The organism is Pseudomonas sp. GM80, assembly GCF_000282515.1.
Classification (GTDB): Bacteria; Pseudomonadota; Gammaproteobacteria; order Pseudomonadales; family Pseudomonadaceae; genus Aquipseudomonas.
On the sequence record NZ_AKJD01000248.1, the window covers coordinates 1 to 16,663 of the forward strand.

Genomic DNA, 16,663 nt, shown 5'->3' on the forward strand with positions numbered 1-16,663 from the left:
CCGCCAGTGGCGGCAGCGCCTCTTTATACAGCGCCAAGGGGATTTCCAGGGTGAACACCGAGCCGAGGCCTTCCTCACTCTGCGCACGCAAGGTACCGCCCATGCGCTCGGCGAGTGTCCGGGCAATGGGCAGGCCCAGGCCGGTGCCACCGTAACGGCGGGAAATCGAACTGTCGGCCTGCTGGAAGGCGTTGAACATCAATTCCAGGCTTTCCGCGGAAATACCGATGCCGCTGTCGCGCACCGAGCAGGTGAACCACAGCAGTTCGTGATCGAGCGACTGCCATTGCGCCTCGATGCTGACCCGGCCCTGTTCGGTGAATTTCAGTGCGTTGCCGACCAGATTGACCAGGATCTGCCGGATCCGCGTCGGATCGCCCTGCACCTGCAAGCCGCGCATGTCCTCGGGAATCCGCAGGTTCAGCGCCAGCCCGCGCTGCGCCGCGCTGTGCTGGAACGACTGGGCGCAGGCGCCAATCAGTTCGGCAAGGTTGAACGGAATGTGTTCCAGCTCCAGCTCCGAACGCTCGATCCGCGAGAAGTCGAGAATGTCGTTGATGACTTTCAGCAGGTGTTCGGTGGATTCGGACGCCAGGGCTGCGTACTCGACCTGTTCTTCAGTCATCTCGGTGGTTTCGAGCAATTGCAGCATGCCCAGCACGCCGTTCATCGGTGTGCGCAGTTCATGGCTCATCATCGCCAGAAAGTCGGATTTGGCGTTGTTGGCTTTTTCCGCTTCCTCGCGGGTCTGGATCAATTGCGCCATCGCCTGATGCTGTTCGCGGCTGGCCTGTTCCAGTGCCTGGGCGAGGTTATTGATGTGCTGCGACAATGCGCCGAGTTCGGTGTCATCGACAATCGGCAGCGGAGTTTTATAGTCGCCGTCCTGAATCGCCTTGACCGCGTGGCCGATGTCGCGAATCGGCTGCGACAGACTGCCGGCCAGACGCCGCGCCAGGACAAACGTGAAGAGCAGGGCGAACAGCGCGAGAATCCCGGCCTTGAGCAGAATTTCCTGCTGGCGCTGACTGAAGGCATCGTTGGACAAGCCGACGATCACCCGCCCCAGATAATCTTCGTTCGCGGCGCCGCTAGTGACCTTGCCGTCCTGGAAAAAATCATTGTGCAGAGAGATCCGTTGCAGCCGCACCGGTGCCTGAAACACTTCGACCTGATGCGGGCGATTGTGGGCCGCCGCCGGTTGTTCGACGTACACCAGAATCCGGTTGGCGCTGTCCTGCACTTCGAGAAAACGCACGTTGGGCGTGGCCAGCGTGGCCTTGAGCAGGCTTTCCAGCACTTCGTTGTTGCCGGAAATCACCCCGTATTCGGTGGCCGGCGCCAGTTGGTTGGCGATCAGTTGGCCGGTGTGGGTCAGCTCCTGGCGCAAATCCTGAATCCGCACAAACGTGAAGAAACTGATCAACAGCAAGGTCAGCAACAGCGCCGGGCCCAGGCTGATCAGCTGGGTGCGGGTATTGATGTCCCAGCGGCGACGGAAAATCATGGATGGCGTTCTCCTTCAGCCAATGCTTTGGCAACGGACGCATCATTGGGCGGTTCGATGCCTAAGGAACGAGCCACCTGCGCATTACTTGAGACCTTGAAATGTGTCGGGTAGAGGGTTCGCGGCCAGGAGGCCGGTGGCTGGTCGAGTAATTGATCGAGCACCGTCAGCCAGTCGTTCTGGTCGCTGTAGCTACTGGCCAGACTGCCGGCACGGACAAAAGCAACGTTGGGGCCGACCAATGCCACCTGCCGCGAGTAACTGCTGAGCAGCAGGTTTTTCGCGGTTTTCGGGTTGTACAAATCGGGATCGTCGAGGCCCAGCAACACGTCGCTATTCTTCAGCACCGCTTGCAAGGGACGGCTGTCGTGGGTGTTGTCCCAGCGCTCGCTGACGATCTGCAGATTCAATGGCTTGGCCGCCATAGTCAGCTCCTTGAGCAGGAACTCGCTGTGCTGATCGAACAGCACACCGACGCGGCGCGTCTGCGGCAGAATCCGCCGGATCAATTGCAGTTGGCGGCTTAACGGTGGATCGCTCCACAACAGGCTCAAGTGTGGCGGATGAGTCGTGCCCAGGCGTTCTCGTGCCTGCAAACGAGTGATGCGCAATACCAGTGTCACCGGGCCTTGAGCATCTTGCAGGCGCCAGTCGAGGCTGGGCAGGTCGAGCAAAATCAGGCGCAGACTGGCCGGTAATTTGCCCGGTGCCGGCAAGCTGGCCAGCGGCTGGAAACGCACATTGTCAGTGGGGCGCAGTTCACTGAGGGCCTGGACGAACGCCTGCACACCGGGGCTTTCCTCAGCGCCGGTCAAGAGGATGTCGGCAGCCTGCACCGCGACGCCGTGCAGCCACGCGGTCACAAACAGACAGAGTCCGGCCAGCCAGTGGCCAAGGGTTGGCGTCTTCCGTGACGAGCCAAATCGCATCCTAGAACTCCAGCTCGGCGCTGAAATACATGACCCGGCGTTCGTCGTAATTGTTGTCGACGAACGTGGTCGGCTCATGATCAAGGCGCTGTTGCAGCACGCCGGCCAATTGCAACTGGGCTTTGCCCAGCGGAATGCGTTTGGCGATGCGTGTGTCGACCCGCTCGAAGCGGTAGCCGTTGAGCGCGTTGTCGCCGTAATAGAAGAGGGCGCTGTTCCAGCCATGGCCCCAATCGCGCAGCCAACCGGCGGAACCGCTGTTGCGCGAAGTGAACTGTTGATCCAGCGGGTTGCTTGCCTCGGCATCAACGAAGGCATAGGTGAAGCGCAAGCGGTCGGCCAGGCTTACGCGCCAGTCGAGCTGGGTTTCGGTGCCGCGAAAACGTGAGCTGTTGGCGTTACTGGCGATGTACTGGTTGTTGCGCAGTGGCTCGCTGATCATCCCGGTGATTTCGTCGTAGAACAGCTTCACATCAAGCGCGAGGCCAAGTTCGGCGAAATAGCCGTTGTAGCCCAACTCCCGTGAGCGCATGTGTTCCTGATCGAGATCGCCCGGGCCACGGGTCTTGACGAAGTAGCGCGCCGACGACTGACCGTAAGCCGAGGGCCGCAGGTTGCTGACCTGATAGCTCCAGTTCACATTGTTCTCGAACATGTCCGGCGAGCGAATGGCTTCCGAGTACACCGCGCGCAGACCATGGCGTGGATTGATCAGGTAGTTGACGGCAAATCGCGGCGTCAGCGAACTGCCGATCAGTTGCGTGTCTTCAAACATCGCCCCGCCTTGCAACAGCCAATGTTCAGTGGCGCGCCACTCCAGTTGGCCGAACGCGCGCCAGGTGGTGTCGTCGAGCGTGCCGTTGAAATAGGTTTCGGAATCGGCGCGGTCGTAACGATAGTTCATGCCGCTGACCAGGCGCAGGCTGTCGGACAGGCTGAGGGTGTCCTGCAGCTCGAGGTCGTAGCGCGATTCGCGGGCGCTCTGGTCAATGTCGCCGCACAGGGTCTGGCTGGCGCCGTTGCGCCATTGATCGAGTGCCCGATTGGCCAGGGCCATTTCCTGTGGGGTACCGGGTGCGGCGCCGGGGCCGGTGTACTGCGTGATGTTGCGCGCCAGGCGTTCGGTGTAGTTCGGGTTGAGTTGCCACAGTTGCGTCAGCTCGGGGCTGAACGACACCTCGGCATCGCAGGCGCGCCAGGTTTGCTGGCGGTCCCAGTGTTGCGCCGACGCTTGCACATAAAGGCTGTGCTCGGGGTTGATGTCGAGGTTCCAACGCACAGAACCTGCGTAATCCTTGGCCACCACGTCGGAATTATTCCCGGCAGCAGTAATCCCTGAAAACACCGGATGGTAGGTGTAAGGCCGTTGATTGCTGCCGTCTTTGGCGTTGACCTGCCAGTCGAGGCTCTGGTTATCGCTGAGGGTCTGGCTGACGGCGAGACTGAAACGGTTCAAGCGACGGCTGTCACGGTAATCGGCGCCGGTACGGTCGCTGTCGAAACCGTCGTCTTCCTGGCCGGACAGCGACAGGCGCAAATCACCGCCATTCCAGCCGGTGCCTTGGCTGGCATAGAAGTCATTGATGCCGCGCTGGCCCCGGGTGATCTTCAATCGCGTGCCGTGGCTGTCCGCCGGGTGGCGGGTGATGATGTTGACCACCGCCATCAGCGCGTTGGCACCGTAGCTGACGGTGTTGGGGCCGCGAAAAACTTCGATGCGCTCGATGTCTTCCATGGCCACCGGAATATCGCTCCAGTCCACCGTGGCCAACCCGGCGCGGTACACCGAGCGGCCATCGATCAGTACCTGCATGCGCCGCGCTTCGGTGGCATTGGTGCCGTGGTAATTGACCGCCGCCTGATTGCCGCTGATGTTGCCGACCATCATGCCTGGCACCAGGCGCAGCAGTTCGCTGATGTCGCGCGCGCCGCTGGCGTGGATCAACTCACTGTCGAGCACGGTCATGCTCCCCGGCACTTCCGCCGGCGTTTGTTTCAGCCGGGTGGCCGTCAGTACCTGCGGCAGCGCTTCGCCGTCCATGAACAGATCGTCCGCCTGCAAGACCGGGCTGAACAGCAGCGCCAGTAACAGTGATGAACGCGGGGGAGGGGAACCGACAGACACGACACAGCCTTGAAAGCAAAGAATTGGCGCGCATGTTAACCGAGGGCAGCGACTTTTCCAGTCACGTTGCAGGCATTTTCCTAGGTTTTATTGGTCTTCTTCCTACAAGTGCCGGTAATTGACGCAGGGGCTGGCCGCCATCGGGTCGCCCCGTATAATGCCGGCATCGCCACTGGTATGGATTAACGGATTGCATATGACTGAACAGCGCCCGATTGCGGTCCTGGGAGGCGGAAGTTTTGGTACCGCCGTGGCCAATTTACTGGCCGAGAACGGCCATCAAGTCCTGCAGTGGATGCGTGACCCCGAGCAGGCCGAGGCCATCCGGGTCAATCGCGAAAACCCGCGTTACCTTAAAGGCATCAAGATTCTCCCAGGTGTGACCGCAGTCACCGACCTGCAAACCACGCTCGACGCCTGCGATCTGTGCTTTGTCGCGCTGCCGTCCAGCGCGCTGCGCACGGTGCTGGCTGCCCACGCCGAGCGTCTGAGCGGCAAAATGCTGGTCAGCCTGACCAAAGGCATCGAAGCCCAGACTTTCAAACTGATGAGCCAGATTCTCGAAGAAATTGCCCCGCAGGCACGCATCGGCGTGCTCTCTGGGCCAAACCTGGCGCGCGAGATCGCCGAACACGCGCTGACCGCCACCGTGGTCGCCAGTGAAGACGAAGATCTGTGCAAAGCAGTGCAAGCCGCGCTACACGGCCGCACCTTCCGCGTTTATGCGAGCGCCGACCGCTTCGGCGTCGAGTTGGGCGGGGCGTTGAAGAACGTCTACGCAATCATCGCCGGCATGGCGGTGGCGCTGGAGATGGGCGAGAACACCAAAAGCATGCTGATCACTCGCGCCCTGGCCGAGATGACCCGGTTTGCGGTGAATCAGGGCGCCAACCCAATGACCTTCCTCGGTCTGGCCGGCGTCGGCGATTTGATCGTCACCTGCTCGTCGCCGAAGAGTCGCAACTATCAGGTCGGTTTCGCCCTCGGTCAGGGCTTGAGTCTGGACGAAGCGGTGTCGCGCCTCGGTGAAGTCGCCGAAGGGGTCAACACCTTGAAGGTGCTCAAGGCCAAATCGCAGGAAGTCGGTGTGTACATGCCGCTGGTCGCCGGGCTGCACGCGATCCTCTTTGAGGGACGCACGCTGGAGCAGGTGATCGGTCTACTGATGCGAGCCGAGCCGAAAACCGACGTCGACTTTATTTCCACCAGTGGTTTCAACTGAGACCCCAGCACGGAGCAAGCCATGAACGATCCGAAAACCGAAGCCAAGTACGAATCCATCCTCCTGCGGGTGCTGTGGATGATCGTCTACGTGCTGGTCTGGCAAGTGGCGCAGTTCATCCTCGGCGCGGTGGTGCTGGTGCAACTGATCTATCGTTTGATCTATGGCGCGCCGAGCGCCAGCCTGATGAATTTCGGCGACAGCCTGAGCCAGTTCCTGGCGCAGATCGGCCGTTTCGGCAGTTTCCACAGCGACCAGAAACCGTGGCCGTTCGCCGACTGGCCAACGCCGCGTACCCCGGAAGGTGAAGCGCCGCACGCCGTCGCCCCTGCACCGCATCCGGTCCGAGATGAGGAACCCAAGCTATGAAACTCTGGGTATTGCGTCACGGTGAAGCCGTGCCTTATGGCTCGTGCCCCGACTCCGAACGGGAGCTGACCGAGCACGGTCGCAAAGAAGCCTTGAGCAGCGCCGCACGCTTGATCGGCCAGCCGCTGACGGCGATTTACGCCAGCCCTTATCTGCGTGCGCAGCAGACCGCGCAGATTGTTCGCGAGGCGCTGGGTTTCGAACCGGAGATTCGCACGGTCGAATGGCTGACCCCGGAGGTCGATCCGGACAAGGTCACCGATCAACTGGTCTCGGTGAGCAATGTGCTGCTGGTCAGCCATAACCCGTTGGTGGGCAATCTGCTCAGTTATCTGCAGCATGGCGCCGGGTATCCGCCGGAGAAGGTCAGCACCGCGGGGCTGGCCGAGCTGGAAAGTCCTGAACTGTTGATTGGCTCGATGACCCTTAACAGCCTCAAACACCCCTGAAGTTGTGAACACCGCCCCCTGTAGGAGTGAGCCTGCTCGCGATGAGGCCGTGTCAGTCGACATAAATACCGCCTGATAATCCGCAATCGCGAGCAGGCTCACTCCTACAGGTACCGCGTACACCTGAAATTATTTGTGTGAATTTTCCAACCAAGCACTTGCTTGGTTGACTACGCTTGCTCCAGACCTAAAAACAGGAGCGAGTCGCATGTCTGCCGCCTTCCGTTTGCCGTTGGACGTGTTTTATGAACGTGAAGCCCGGCATCCGCGCCAGCGCTTCCTCGTGCAGCCCACGGGCGGCGGACAGGTCGAAACACTGAGTTGGGCCGACGTCGGTCACCAGGCCCGCTGTGCTGCGCACTGGCTGCGCGCCCGCGAGTTGCCGCAAGGCAGCCACATCGCCCTGATCTCGAAAAACTGCGCGCACTGGATCATCGCCGATCTGGCCATCTGGATGGCCGGGCACGTCTCCGTTCCGTTGTATCCCAACCTTACCGCTGACTCCGTCGCGCAAGTGCTCAGTCACTCGGAAAGCGTTCTTGCGTTCATTGGCAAATTGGATGACTGGCCGAGCATGTCGCAAGGCGTGCCGGCGGATCTGCCGACCATCAGCCTGCCGCTGCACCCGCCCGGCGCGTTCGATTTCAACTGGACAGACTTGCAGCGCAGTTCGCCGATTCAGGACGATCCGCGTCCACCCGCCGAGCAATTGGCAACCATCATCTACACCTCTGGCACCACCGGCCTGCCCAAGGGCGTGATGCACAGTTTCGGCAATTTCGGGTTTGCCGCGAGCCGTGGCACGCGATTGTTCGGCCTTAATGAAAATGACCGGCTGCTTTCGTATTTGCCGCTGTGCCACGTCGCCGAGCGCATGTTTGTCGAGCTGGCCTCGATCTACACCGGGCAGACCGTGTTCTTTGCCGAAAGCCTCGACACGTTTATCACTGACCTGCAGCGTGCACGGCCGACCGCGCTGTTTGGCGTGCCGCGCATCTGGACCAAATTCCAGATGGGCGTGTACAGCAAGATCCCGGCGAAACGCCTGGATTGGCTCCTCGGACTGCCGTTCATTGGCCAGCGCGTCGGGCACAAAGTGCTTGCGGGGCTGGGGCTCGATGCCTTGCGCGTGGCGTTGTCCGGCGCGGCGGCGGTGCCGCAGACGTTGCTCGACTGGTACCAGAAACTCGGCCTTGATGTGCTGGAGGTCTATGGCTTGACCGAAAGTTGCGGTTATTCGCACATTTGCCTGCCGGGGCAATACCGCCAAGGCTGGATCGGCAGGCCGTGCCCGGATGTCGAGGTGCGAATCGACGCATCCGGCGAGGTGCAGATACGCAGTCAGGCGATCATGCTCGGCTACTTCAAGGAGCAGCAGAAAACCGCTGAGACGATTACCGAGGATGGCTTTCTGCGCACTGGCGACAAGGGTGAGCAGGATGGCGAAGGGCGTTTGCGCCTGACCGGGCGACTCAAGGAAATCTTCAAGACCAGCAAGGGCAAATACGTCGCGCCAGCGCCGATCGAAAATCGCCTGGCCGTGCATTCACGCATCGAACAGGTGTGTGTCGTCGGCGAGGGGCTGAGTGCGCCATTGGGTTTGTGCGTGCTCTCGACGGTCAATCACGAGGAGGCCCGGGCGAGCCTGCATTCGAGCCTGGAGAAACTGCTGGAAGAGGTCAACGCCGTGCTCGACAAGCATGAGCAACTGCGGCGTCTGGTGGTGGTCAAGGACAGCTGGGCGGTGGAAAACGGCTTTCTGACCCCCACCCTGAAGCTCAAGCGCAATGTCATCGAAGCCACTTACGGTGCCCGCTTCGAAGAATGGAGCGAGCGCAGTGAGGCGGTGCTGTGGCAGGATTGAGCGACGACTAAAACAACAAAGGAAGTCTGCGATGAGCTTGTGGCGTACCACTCCCGACATCGAGCAGTTGAACGCAATCCAGAAAAACACCATCGGCGAAGTGCTGGACATCCGCTTCGAAGCGTTCGACGAAGAGTCGCTGACGGCGAGCATGGTCATCGACCATCGCACGCATCAGCCTTACGGTTTGCTGCACGGCGGTGCCTCGGTGGTGCTGGCGGAAACTGTCGGCTCGATGGCCAGCTATCTGTGCATCGATGCCAGCAAATTCTATTGCGTGGGGCTTGAGATCAACGCCAACCATTTGCGCGGCTTGCGCAGTGGCCGGGTGACGGCGGTGGCCAAACCTATTCATATCGGGCGCACCACGCATGTCTGGGATATTCGGTTGACCAGCGATGAGGGTAAAGCCAGTTGTGTGTCGCGGCTGACCATGGCGGTGGTGCCGCTGGGTGAGCAGCCGCCGGCGCGGTGATGGGTTTTCGAGATCAAAGGATCGCAGCCTTCGGCAACTCCTACAGGGGTACATATGTCAGGCTGCGATCTTTTGCTTCTGAAGCATCTCCACCACCCTTTCTGGCAGTTATGGTCATTGCTGTGAGGCAAGGTCTTACGGACAATCAACCCCACGTTTCCCGCTCATGGATTTGCCCGCATGTCGCAACCGATCTTTTTCGCCCACGCCAACGGGTTTCCCTCGGGCACCTATGGCAAGTTGTTCGCGGCGCTGGCGCCCGAGTACCGGGTCGCGCATCTGGAGCAACATGCCCATGACCCGCGTTTTCCGGCGGACGACAACTGGTACAACCTGGTCGATGAGCTGATCCATCACTTGCAACAGCAGGATCAGCCCGTGTGGGGCGTCGGTCATTCCTTTGGTGGCGTCCTGCACCTGCACGCAGCACTGCGTTGCCCTGAACTGTATCGCGGCGTGGTGATGCTTGATTCGCCGGTGCTGACCCGTACCGATCAGTGGGTGATCCGCGCAGCCAAGCGTTTCGGTTTTATCGACAGGCTGACACCGGCCGGCCGCACGTTGGGCCGGCGTGAAGAGTTTGCCGATCTCGACAGCGCACGCAGCTACTTTGCCGGCAAAACCCTGTTTCGCGGTTTCGACCCGGAGTGCTTCGACGCCTATTTGCAACACGGTCTACATCCGGTCGGCGACAAGCTGCGCCTGCGTTTTGATCCGGCAACCGAAATCAGCATCTATCGCGGTGTGCCGCACACCAGCCCGGGCCGCACTCGCCAATTGCAGGTGCCGCTGGCGGTGGTGCGCGGACACAAGAGCAGCGTGGTGATGCGCCATCACACCCGTTTCGTCTCGCGCATGCCGCAAGGCGAAGCGCTGAGCATGCCCGGCGGCCACATGTTTCCGCTCGAGCGCCCGCAAGACACGGCGCGGTTGCTGAAGACCCTGTTTAGCCGCTGGGAAAACCGTCAGGACAAGGATTGCGCATGAGCCCGACCTTTGAAGAAGTGCGCCTGAGCCTGCCACACATCGAACTGGCGGCGCATTTGTTCGGGCCCGAGGACGGTTTGCCGGTCATTGCCCTGCACGGCTGGCTCGACAACGCCAACAGCTTCGCCCGGTTGGCGCCGAAGCTGAAGGGCTTGCGCATTATTGCGCTGGACATGGCCGGGCACGGGCATTCCGGGCATCGGCCGCAGGGGGCTGGCTATGCGTTGTGGGATTACGCCCATGACGTGTTGCAAGTCGCCGAGCAACTGGGCTGGCAGCGTTTCGGCCTGCTCGGGCATTCGATGGGCGCCATTGTGTCCATGGTGCTGGCGGGTTCATTGCCGGAGCGCATCACGCATCTGGCGTTGATTGATGGCGTGATTCCTCCTACGGACAAAGGCGAAAATGCTGCCGAGCGCATGGGCATGGCCCTGCAAGCGCAACTGGATCTGCGCGAGAAGCGCAAACCGGTTTACAACACCCTCGACCGTGCGATCGAAGCGCGCATGAAAGGTCTGGTAGCGGTCAGTCGCGAAGCGGCGCAGTTGTTGGCTCAGCGTGGACTGATGCCGGTGCCTGGCGGTTACACGTGGCGCACCGACAATCGCCTGACCTTGCCGTCGCCACTGCGCCTGACCGAGGAGCAGGCAATGGCGTTCGTTGCGCGCATCGGCTGCCCCGCGCAATTGGTGGTCGCCGCCGACGGCATGCTGGCCAGGCACCCGGAGTTGCTGGAGCGTCTACCCTTTAGCCGGGAACAGTTGCCAGGCGGGCACCATTTGCACCTGAACGACGAGGCCGGGGCGGATCTTGTCGCAGACTGTTTCAATCGCTTCTTCGCCATTCCTTGACTTGCCGCAGGCAACTGTCGAGGCTGGGCGGGTTGAAATGGGAGACAACCACGATGGATTTCTATACCGCTGCGACCCCGAATAACACAGTCATGCCGATCCGATGAGCCTGACTACGCGGTCACTCAGTCTGTTGGCGCTGTGCTGTTTCAGTTCCGTTTCTTTCGCCGCCGATGTGCCTGGCAGTCAGGATCTGCAGATCGTGCCGCGCCTGGCCGATGCGCAAATTGTCGACTATCGGCCGAGCGTCGAGCTCGAGCGCATCTACCCGCTGGGCTCGATCCGCAAGATCAGCGGCCAATTACGTTTCGACGGCCAGGTCACTGCCCGTGGCCAGACCACGTCGGTGACCTACGAGCTGCCGCCCGAACACTCCGCCACCGAAGCCTTCACCGCCGCCCGCGAGGCCCTGCAAAAACAGGACGCCGAGTTGCTGTTCTGGTGCCAGGCCCGCGATTGCGGCGAGAGCAGCCTGTGGGCCAATGAGGTGTTCGGCAACTCCAAGCTGTACGGCGCCGATGAACAACAGGCGTATCTGTTGTTGAGACTGGCCGCTCCGCGCGACAACACGCTGGTGGCGCTCTACAGCATCACTCGCGGCAATCGCAAAGCTTATCTGCACGTCGAGCAGTTCGAGGCTGCGGCACCGTTGGGCGAGCTGTTGCCCACCTCGGCGACCCTGCTGCGCCAGCTCAAAAGCACCGGCGAGCTGGATTTCCCGAAACTGGTGAATGATCCGGATGACACCTGGCTGCGGCTGATCTCCCGGGGCTTGAACCTCGACACCACCCAGCGGATCACGGTGTCCGGGCCGAAAGCCGAAGCGTGGCGCCAGGCCCTGATCAATCAGGGCGTGCGCGCGGCACGCATGGAGACAGGCAGCGTCGATGGCGTGGGCCTGCGCATCGATCTGTTGCGTTAAGCTGTGCCGGGCGAGCACGCGTGGCGTGTTCGCCTACTCTTGGCCTGACTGACTTTTTCGAGATCTCACATGCTCAATAACGATCGACTGCTGGTGCAGATCCTGCTGCTGGTGTTGTTTGGCGCCAGCTTCTGGGTGATGGCGCCGTTCTGGTCGGCGCTGTTCTGGGGCGCGGTGCTGGCGTTCGCCAGTTGGCCACTGATGCGCTTGCTGACCCGATTGCTCAAGGGACGCGAGGCTTTGGCTGCGGCGATTTTGACCCTCGGCTGGATGTTGCTGGTGGCGGCGCCGCTGGTCTGGCTGGGGTTCAACCTGGCCGATCATGTGCGCGATGCCACGGCGTTTATCAAAGATGTACAGGTTGATGGCCTGCCGGAGGCGCCGGTCTGGCTGGGCACTGTGCCGTTTGTGGGCGAACGGCTGGTCGGCCTCTGGAACAGCATCGATCAGCAGGGCGCGGCATTGATGGTGTCGATCAAGCCGTATCTGGGGCAGGTCGGCAACTGGTTGCTGGCGCGCAGTGCGCAGATTGGGGGCGGGATTCTCGAGCTGACGCTGAGCATTGTCTTTGTGTTCTTTTTCTACCGTGACGGGCCGCGACTGGCGGCGTTTGTGCACAGTCTGCTGGAGCGGTTGATCGGTGATCGTGCCGGGTATTACATCGAGCTGGTGGCCGGTACGGTGCAGCGGGTGGTCAACGGGGTGATTGGTACGGCGGCGGCGCAGGCGATTCTGGCGTTGATCGGCTTTCTGATTGCCGGGGTGCCGGGGGCGCTGGTGTTGGGGATTGTGACGTTCCTGCTCAGTCTGATTCCGATGGGGCCGCCGTTGGTGTGGGTGCCGGCCACGGCTTGGCTGGCCTGGAAGGGTGAGTATGGGATGGCGGTGTTTCTCGGGATCTGGGGGACGTTCATCATCAGTGGCGTGGATAACGTGCTCAAGCCGTATCTGATCAGCCGCGGCGGGAATTTGCCGTTGGTGATTGTTTTGCTCGGGGTGTTTGGCGGGTTGATTGCGTTTGGGTTTATCGGTTTGTTTATCGGGCCTACGTTGTTGGCGGTGGCTTACAGTTTGTTGACGGATTGGAGCAAGAGTCAGTCGCGGGTTGAGGAGCGGCGTTGATTTTTTTGTTTGAGTGAATATCCGTTTCTGCGGGTGTGGCTACTGACGGTTTCGCCCTTACAGCGAGTCCCTTTTTCAAACGCCAAAAAGGAACCAAAAGGCTTTGCCCTGGCGTACGGCCCGCTCGCTGGGGCTCGGGGTTCCTTCGCTCCGGGATCGATCCGGGGGCATCGCCTCCGGTTTGCTGCGCGGCACCTCCTCTCGATGTGTTCGACTTCGTCGAACGGTCGCTGCGCTCCCACCCCCGGATCAATCCCTCCACTCAGCCTGCCGACGGGCCCTCAGATCAAGATCAAGGGCTGCACTCGAGCTAACGCTCATTGTGTTGAGTGGTTAGAAGCACGCGGTCGGCTTTTGATTTCTGTAGGAGTGAGCCTGCTCGCGATGACGGCCTGACCGCCAACCCATTTCCCTCTGAATGCACCCGATTCAAATTGTGGGAGCCTGCCGATGGGCCTTCAGATCAAGATCAAGAGCTGCACTCGAGCTAACGCTCATTGTGTTGAGTGGTTAGAAGCATGCGGTCGGCTTTTGATTTCTGTAGGAGTGAGCCTGCTCGCGATGGCGGTCTGACAGCCGTCCGATTTACCTCTGAACGTACCCGATTCAAATTGTGGGAGCTGGCTTGCCAGCGATGATGGCCTGCCAGTCAACCCATTTCCCTCTGAATGCACACTATTCAAACTGTAGGAGTGAGCCTGCTCGCGATGGGGTATTGCAGCCCGCCAATATCCTCCGCAAGGCACATAAATGACCGTTTCCAGACCCCGCCTAGAAACGATCACCGTTCACCCGGTCAACTCACGTCGCGACGTTCAAATACTTGCCCACCGACGCCGTTTGCTCCAGCGAATACTGTTTGCTCAGGTTGGCAATCATGCGGTTCAGCGCTTCGGTGGTGCTTTGGGTCGAGGCTGTTTGTTGGTCATCCGGACGTTCGCGTCCCGCTTGCAATGCCGCTTTCAACTCGTCGCTGCTCACGCCACCGCTGCTGTCGCTGTCCAGGACTTTGAGCAGTGCGGCGCTGGTGTCGGTGCTGCTCGATGAGGTGCTGTCGCTGGCTTGCAGTGCGCTGCTCAGTTCGGTCGCGCTCACGCTGCCATCGCCATCGGCGTCGAGTTGACCGAACAATTCGTCGCTGTTGATTGGCGGTGGCGGTGGTGGCGGTGGGGTCAGGCTGGCGGTGAGTTCGTCCTGGCTGACGACGCCGTCTTCGTTCTTGTCCAGAGCCGAGAAGATTTTGCTGCTGTCGGCGGTGCTGCCGGCGCTGGTCAGGCCGCTGCTGAGTTCGTCGCTGCTGATGGCGCCGTCACCATCGGTGTCGAGGGCGCTGATCAGGGCGTCGGCGAGGTCGGTGTTCGGCGGTTGATTGCCGGACGGTGGCGGTGGTGGCGCCATGGCGGTCATTTCTTCGGCGCTGAGGCCGCCGCTGCCGTCACTGTCCAGATCACCGAATTGCTTGCTCAGGCTGACCAGCAGGCCGTCGTCGGACTTTTGCGACAGGGCACTGTTCAGTTCGTCCTGATCCACCGCGCCGTCGCCGTTGCTGTCGAGTTTGGCGAACAGTTCTTTTTGCAGTTGCTGGCTGCGTGCATTTTGCGTGGTCGTGCTGCTGGTGCTGGTATAGCTCGTGTAGTTGCTGACGCTACCGATCATCGGACTCACTCCCTGGAATGGAAAACCGGTGGGTATACCGGCTTATGCAGCCTCAGGGATTAAGTTGTCAGGGGTATGTGAGGTTTGTACCGAGGGGTACACAGACTGAAAGCGCTCCACGAACCCTGTAGGAGTGAGCCTGCTCGCGATGGCGGTGTGTCAGGCAAAGCAACTCTCACAGATAAATCGCTATCGCGAGCAGGCTCACTCCTACAGGGAACGGTGGTGTTTTCAGGGGCGCGGCAGGCGAATGATCGCGGTGAGGCCGCCGCCCGGGGTTTCTTCCAGATTGAGTTGTCCACCCAAACGCTGCGCGGCCTCGCGGGCGATGGTCATGCCCAGACCGACACCGCCAGAATTGCGGTTACGCGAACCTTCCAGGCGATAAAACGGTTCAAACACCGCTTCACGCTTGTCCTCGGCAATTCCCGGGCCGTGATCGATCACGCGGATCAGCAACTGTTCACGTTGATCGTGCAGTTCGATGCGTGCCTGGCCGGCATAGCGCAGGGCATTGTCCAACAGGTTGTTGAGGCACGAGCGCAGCGCCATCGGTTGCACCGGCAAGGGTGCGCAGTGGCCGTTGACCTCAACGTCAGCGCCCTGATCCTGAGCGTTTTCGCACAACGATTCGACCAGCGCCTGCACGTCCATCAACTGCAAGGCTTCGCTGGTGCGCTGTTCGTGCAGGTAGGTGAGGGTGGCGTCAAGCATGCCGATCATGTCGTTGAGGTCCTGGCGCATCTGGCTTTGCAGCTTGTCGTCACTGATGTTTTCCAGGCGCAGTTTCAGGCGCGACAGCGGTGTGCGCAGGTCGTGGGAGACGGCACCGAGCATGCGCGAGCGCTGTTGAACCTGCTCGAGAATGCGTTGTTGCATCAGGTTGAAGGTGTGCGCCGCCTGCCGCGCCTCACGGGGGCCGGACTCGTCCAGCGGTGGGCTGTCGAGGTCTTCGCTGAGGCGTTCAGCGGCGTCACTCAAACGCTGGATCGGCCGACTGAGCAGTTTCGCGCCGTACCAGGCAGCAATCATCAAAGTAATGAATTGAAAGGTCAGTGGCACCACCGGCCCGCCAAACCAGGGGCGCGGCGGACGGATTTCGAAGTGTGGACTTTGCGCGGGCCGCTGGCCGTCAAACGCTTGGGAGAATTCAGGCGGCGGCGGAGGGGGCGGCGGTCCGTAATGGTGGAACCAGGCAAAAGCCAACAGGTGCGCCAGGACAATCGCCACGAACAGCACGCCAAACAGGCGACCGAACAGCGTGTCGAAGCGCGCCCGCATCAGCCGATATCCCTGGCGTCGAACAGATAACCCTCACCGCGCACGGTTTTGATCAACTGTGGAGCTTTTGGATCGTCACCGAGTTTCTGCCGCAAGCGTGACACCAGCAGGTCGATGCTGCGGTCGAACGCTTCAATCGAGCGACCACGGGCGGCATCGAGCAATTGTTCGCGGCTGAGCACCCGGCGCGGGCGTTCGATGAAAACCCACAGCAAACGGAATTCGGCGTTGGACAGCGGCACCACGAGGCCATCGTCGGCGATCAACTGACGCAAGACACTGTTCAGGCGCCAATTGTCGAAGCGAATATTGGCGCGTTGCTCGGTACGGTCATCGCGTACCCGGCGCAGAATGGTTTGAATGCGCGCGACCAATTCGCGCGGTTCGAATGGCTTGGCCATGTAGTCATCGGCGCCCAATTCCAGGCCGATGATGCGGTCGGTCGGCTCGCAACGTGCGGTGAGCATCAGGATCGGGATGTCCGATTCGGCGCGCAACCAGCGGCACAGCGACAAACCGTCTTCACCCGGCAGCATCAAGTCGAGCACGACGACGTCGAAATGTTCGGCCTGCATCGCCACGCGCATCGCTGCACCGTCAGTGACGCCGCTGGCGTGAATGTTGAAGCGGGCGAGGTAGTCGATCATCAGCTCGCGGATCGGCACATCGTCGTCGACGATCAACGCGCGAATGCTCCAGCGCTTGTCGTCTTTAGGCTCATCAGTCGCGGTCGTTTGGGTGTTGTGCATGAGGCTGTTCGTCTGCCAGGTAGGCCGCCAACCACAAAGATGGGCTGCGAGGTTGTGGTTTCAGCATAGGCGTCCGGCCGTGAGGCGGGAAGTGCTGATGTAAGGGCGTGTTGCGGCTGGCGAGGCTAGCGCGGGCGCTTGTTGCTGGCGTGTCG

15 protein-coding genes are annotated in these 16,663 nt (G+C 61.0%); 9 read left to right on the forward strand and 6 right to left on the reverse strand.

The window, feature by feature from the left end; translation table 11 throughout:
* From PMI37_RS28210 to PMI37_RS28220, 3 genes are all read right to left on the reverse strand, one after another.
* Window positions 1-1,507, reverse strand: a 1,507-nt coding sequence (locus PMI37_RS28210) for an ATP-binding protein (RefSeq protein WP_008087804.1), incomplete at its 3' end; no start/stop codon positions are given.
* Complete coding sequence (locus PMI37_RS28215) at window positions 1,504-2,436, reverse strand: hypothetical protein (protein WP_008087805.1); 933 nt, start codon at window positions 2,434-2,436, stop codon at window positions 1,504-1,506. The genes PMI37_RS28210 and PMI37_RS28215, both read right to left, overlap by 4 nt.
* 1 nt (window position 2,437) lies before the next feature.
* Window positions 2,438-4,561 carry a TonB-dependent receptor plug domain-containing protein gene (locus PMI37_RS28220; RefSeq protein ID WP_008087806.1) on the reverse strand — a complete coding sequence of 708 codons (2,124 nt, stop codon included), beginning with the start codon at window positions 4,559-4,561 and terminating at the stop codon, window positions 2,438-2,440.
* 196 nt (window positions 4,562-4,757) lie between these two features.
* On the opposite strand from PMI37_RS28220, the gene PMI37_RS28225 reads away from it, so the two are divergent.
* From PMI37_RS28225 to PMI37_RS28265, 9 genes are all read left to right on the forward strand, one after another.
* Window positions 4,758-5,783 (forward strand): NAD(P)H-dependent glycerol-3-phosphate dehydrogenase, encoded by a 1,026-nt coding sequence (locus tag PMI37_RS28225; RefSeq protein WP_008087807.1) that lies wholly within the window; start codon window positions 4,758-4,760, stop codon window positions 5,781-5,783.
* A 21-nt stretch (window positions 5,784-5,804) separates the two neighbouring features.
* Window positions 5,805-6,152, forward strand: a complete 348-nt coding sequence (locus PMI37_RS28230; protein WP_008087808.1) for a DUF4389 domain-containing protein — start codon at window positions 5,805-5,807, stop codon at window positions 6,150-6,152.
* Entirely contained in the window at window positions 6,149-6,601 is a 453-nt protein-coding gene (gene sixA / locus PMI37_RS28235; RefSeq protein ID WP_007917466.1) for a phosphohistidine phosphatase SixA, read from the forward strand. The genes PMI37_RS28230 and sixA overlap by 4 nt, the downstream gene beginning before the upstream one ends.
* A gap of 208 nt (window positions 6,602-6,809) precedes the next feature.
* A complete protein-coding gene (locus tag PMI37_RS28240; RefSeq protein ID WP_008087811.1) occupies window positions 6,810-8,465 on the forward strand; it encodes an AMP-binding protein in 1,656 nt (551 codons plus the stop codon).
* A gap of 31 nt (window positions 8,466-8,496) precedes the next feature.
* On the forward strand, window positions 8,497-8,940 hold the full coding sequence (locus tag PMI37_RS28245) for a hotdog fold thioesterase (protein ID WP_008087813.1): 444 nt from the start codon (window positions 8,497-8,499) through the stop codon (window positions 8,938-8,940).
* Window positions 8,941-9,120: 180 nt separating this feature from the next.
* Window positions 9,121-9,927, forward strand: coding sequence for an alpha/beta fold hydrolase (locus PMI37_RS28250; protein WP_008087815.1), 807 nt, complete (start codon window positions 9,121-9,123; stop codon window positions 9,925-9,927).
* A complete protein-coding gene (locus tag PMI37_RS28255; protein WP_008087817.1) occupies window positions 9,924-10,778 on the forward strand; it encodes an alpha/beta hydrolase in 855 nt (284 codons plus the stop codon). The genes PMI37_RS28250 and PMI37_RS28255 overlap by 4 nt, the downstream gene beginning before the upstream one ends.
* Window positions 10,779-10,881: 103 nt before the next feature.
* On the forward strand, window positions 10,882-11,700 hold the full coding sequence (locus PMI37_RS28260) for a DUF4892 domain-containing protein (protein WP_008087820.1): 819 nt from the start codon (window positions 10,882-10,884) through the stop codon (window positions 11,698-11,700).
* Window positions 11,701-11,769: 69 nt separating this feature from the next.
* Window positions 11,770-12,822, forward strand: a complete 1,053-nt coding sequence (locus tag PMI37_RS28265) for an AI-2E family transporter (protein ID WP_008087822.1) — start codon at window positions 11,770-11,772, stop codon at window positions 12,820-12,822.
* Between the two features lie 801 nt (window positions 12,823-13,623).
* Here PMI37_RS28265 and xopAW read toward each other — a convergent pair.
* The 3 genes from xopAW to PMI37_RS28280 form a co-directional block, all read right to left on the reverse strand.
* A complete protein-coding gene (gene xopAW, locus PMI37_RS28270; RefSeq protein ID WP_008087824.1) occupies window positions 13,624-14,478 on the reverse strand; it encodes an EF-hand domain-containing protein in 855 nt (284 codons plus the stop codon).
* A gap of 231 nt (window positions 14,479-14,709) precedes the next feature.
* Complete coding sequence (locus tag PMI37_RS28275; protein WP_008087826.1) at window positions 14,710-15,759, reverse strand: sensor histidine kinase; 1,050 nt, start codon at window positions 15,757-15,759, stop codon at window positions 14,710-14,712.
* Window positions 15,759-16,508: a response regulator gene (locus PMI37_RS28280; RefSeq protein ID WP_008087827.1), complete on the reverse strand. Its 750-nt coding sequence runs from the start codon at window positions 16,506-16,508 to the stop codon at window positions 15,759-15,761. The genes PMI37_RS28275 and PMI37_RS28280 overlap by 1 nt, the downstream gene beginning before the upstream one ends.
* Window positions 16,509-16,663 lie beyond the last annotated feature (155 nt).

Coding starts and splice junctions, on each gene's coding strand:
- PMI37_RS28255 (WP_008087817.1), top strand. CDS start 9,924: ATGAGCCCGACCTTTGAAGAAGTGCGCCTGAGCCTGCCACACATCGAA.
- xopAW (WP_008087824.1), bottom strand. CDS start 14,478: ATGATCGGTAGCGTCAGCAACTACACGAGCTATACCAGCACCAGCAGC.
- PMI37_RS28275 (WP_008087826.1), bottom strand. CDS start 15,759: ATGCGGGCGCGCTTCGACACGCTGTTCGGTCGCCTGTTTGGCGTGCTG.
- PMI37_RS28245 (WP_008087813.1), top strand. CDS start 8,497: ATGAGCTTGTGGCGTACCACTCCCGACATCGAGCAGTTGAACGCAATC.
- sixA (WP_007917466.1), top strand. CDS start 6,149: ATGAAACTCTGGGTATTGCGTCACGGTGAAGCCGTGCCTTATGGCTCG.
- PMI37_RS28280 (WP_008087827.1), bottom strand. CDS start 16,508: ATGCACAACACCCAAACGACCGCGACTGATGAGCCTAAAGACGACAAG.
- PMI37_RS28240 (WP_008087811.1), top strand. CDS start 6,810: ATGTCTGCCGCCTTCCGTTTGCCGTTGGACGTGTTTTATGAACGTGAA.
- PMI37_RS28225 (WP_008087807.1), top strand. CDS start 4,758: ATGACTGAACAGCGCCCGATTGCGGTCCTGGGAGGCGGAAGTTTTGGT.
- PMI37_RS28265 (WP_008087822.1), top strand. CDS start 11,770: ATGCTCAATAACGATCGACTGCTGGTGCAGATCCTGCTGCTGGTGTTG.
- PMI37_RS28230 (WP_008087808.1), top strand. CDS start 5,805: ATGAACGATCCGAAAACCGAAGCCAAGTACGAATCCATCCTCCTGCGG.
- PMI37_RS28260 (WP_008087820.1), top strand. CDS start 10,882: ATGAGCCTGACTACGCGGTCACTCAGTCTGTTGGCGCTGTGCTGTTTC.
- PMI37_RS28215 (WP_008087805.1), bottom strand. CDS start 2,436: ATGCGATTTGGCTCGTCACGGAAGACGCCAACCCTTGGCCACTGGCTG.
- PMI37_RS28250 (WP_008087815.1), top strand. CDS start 9,121: ATGTCGCAACCGATCTTTTTCGCCCACGCCAACGGGTTTCCCTCGGGC.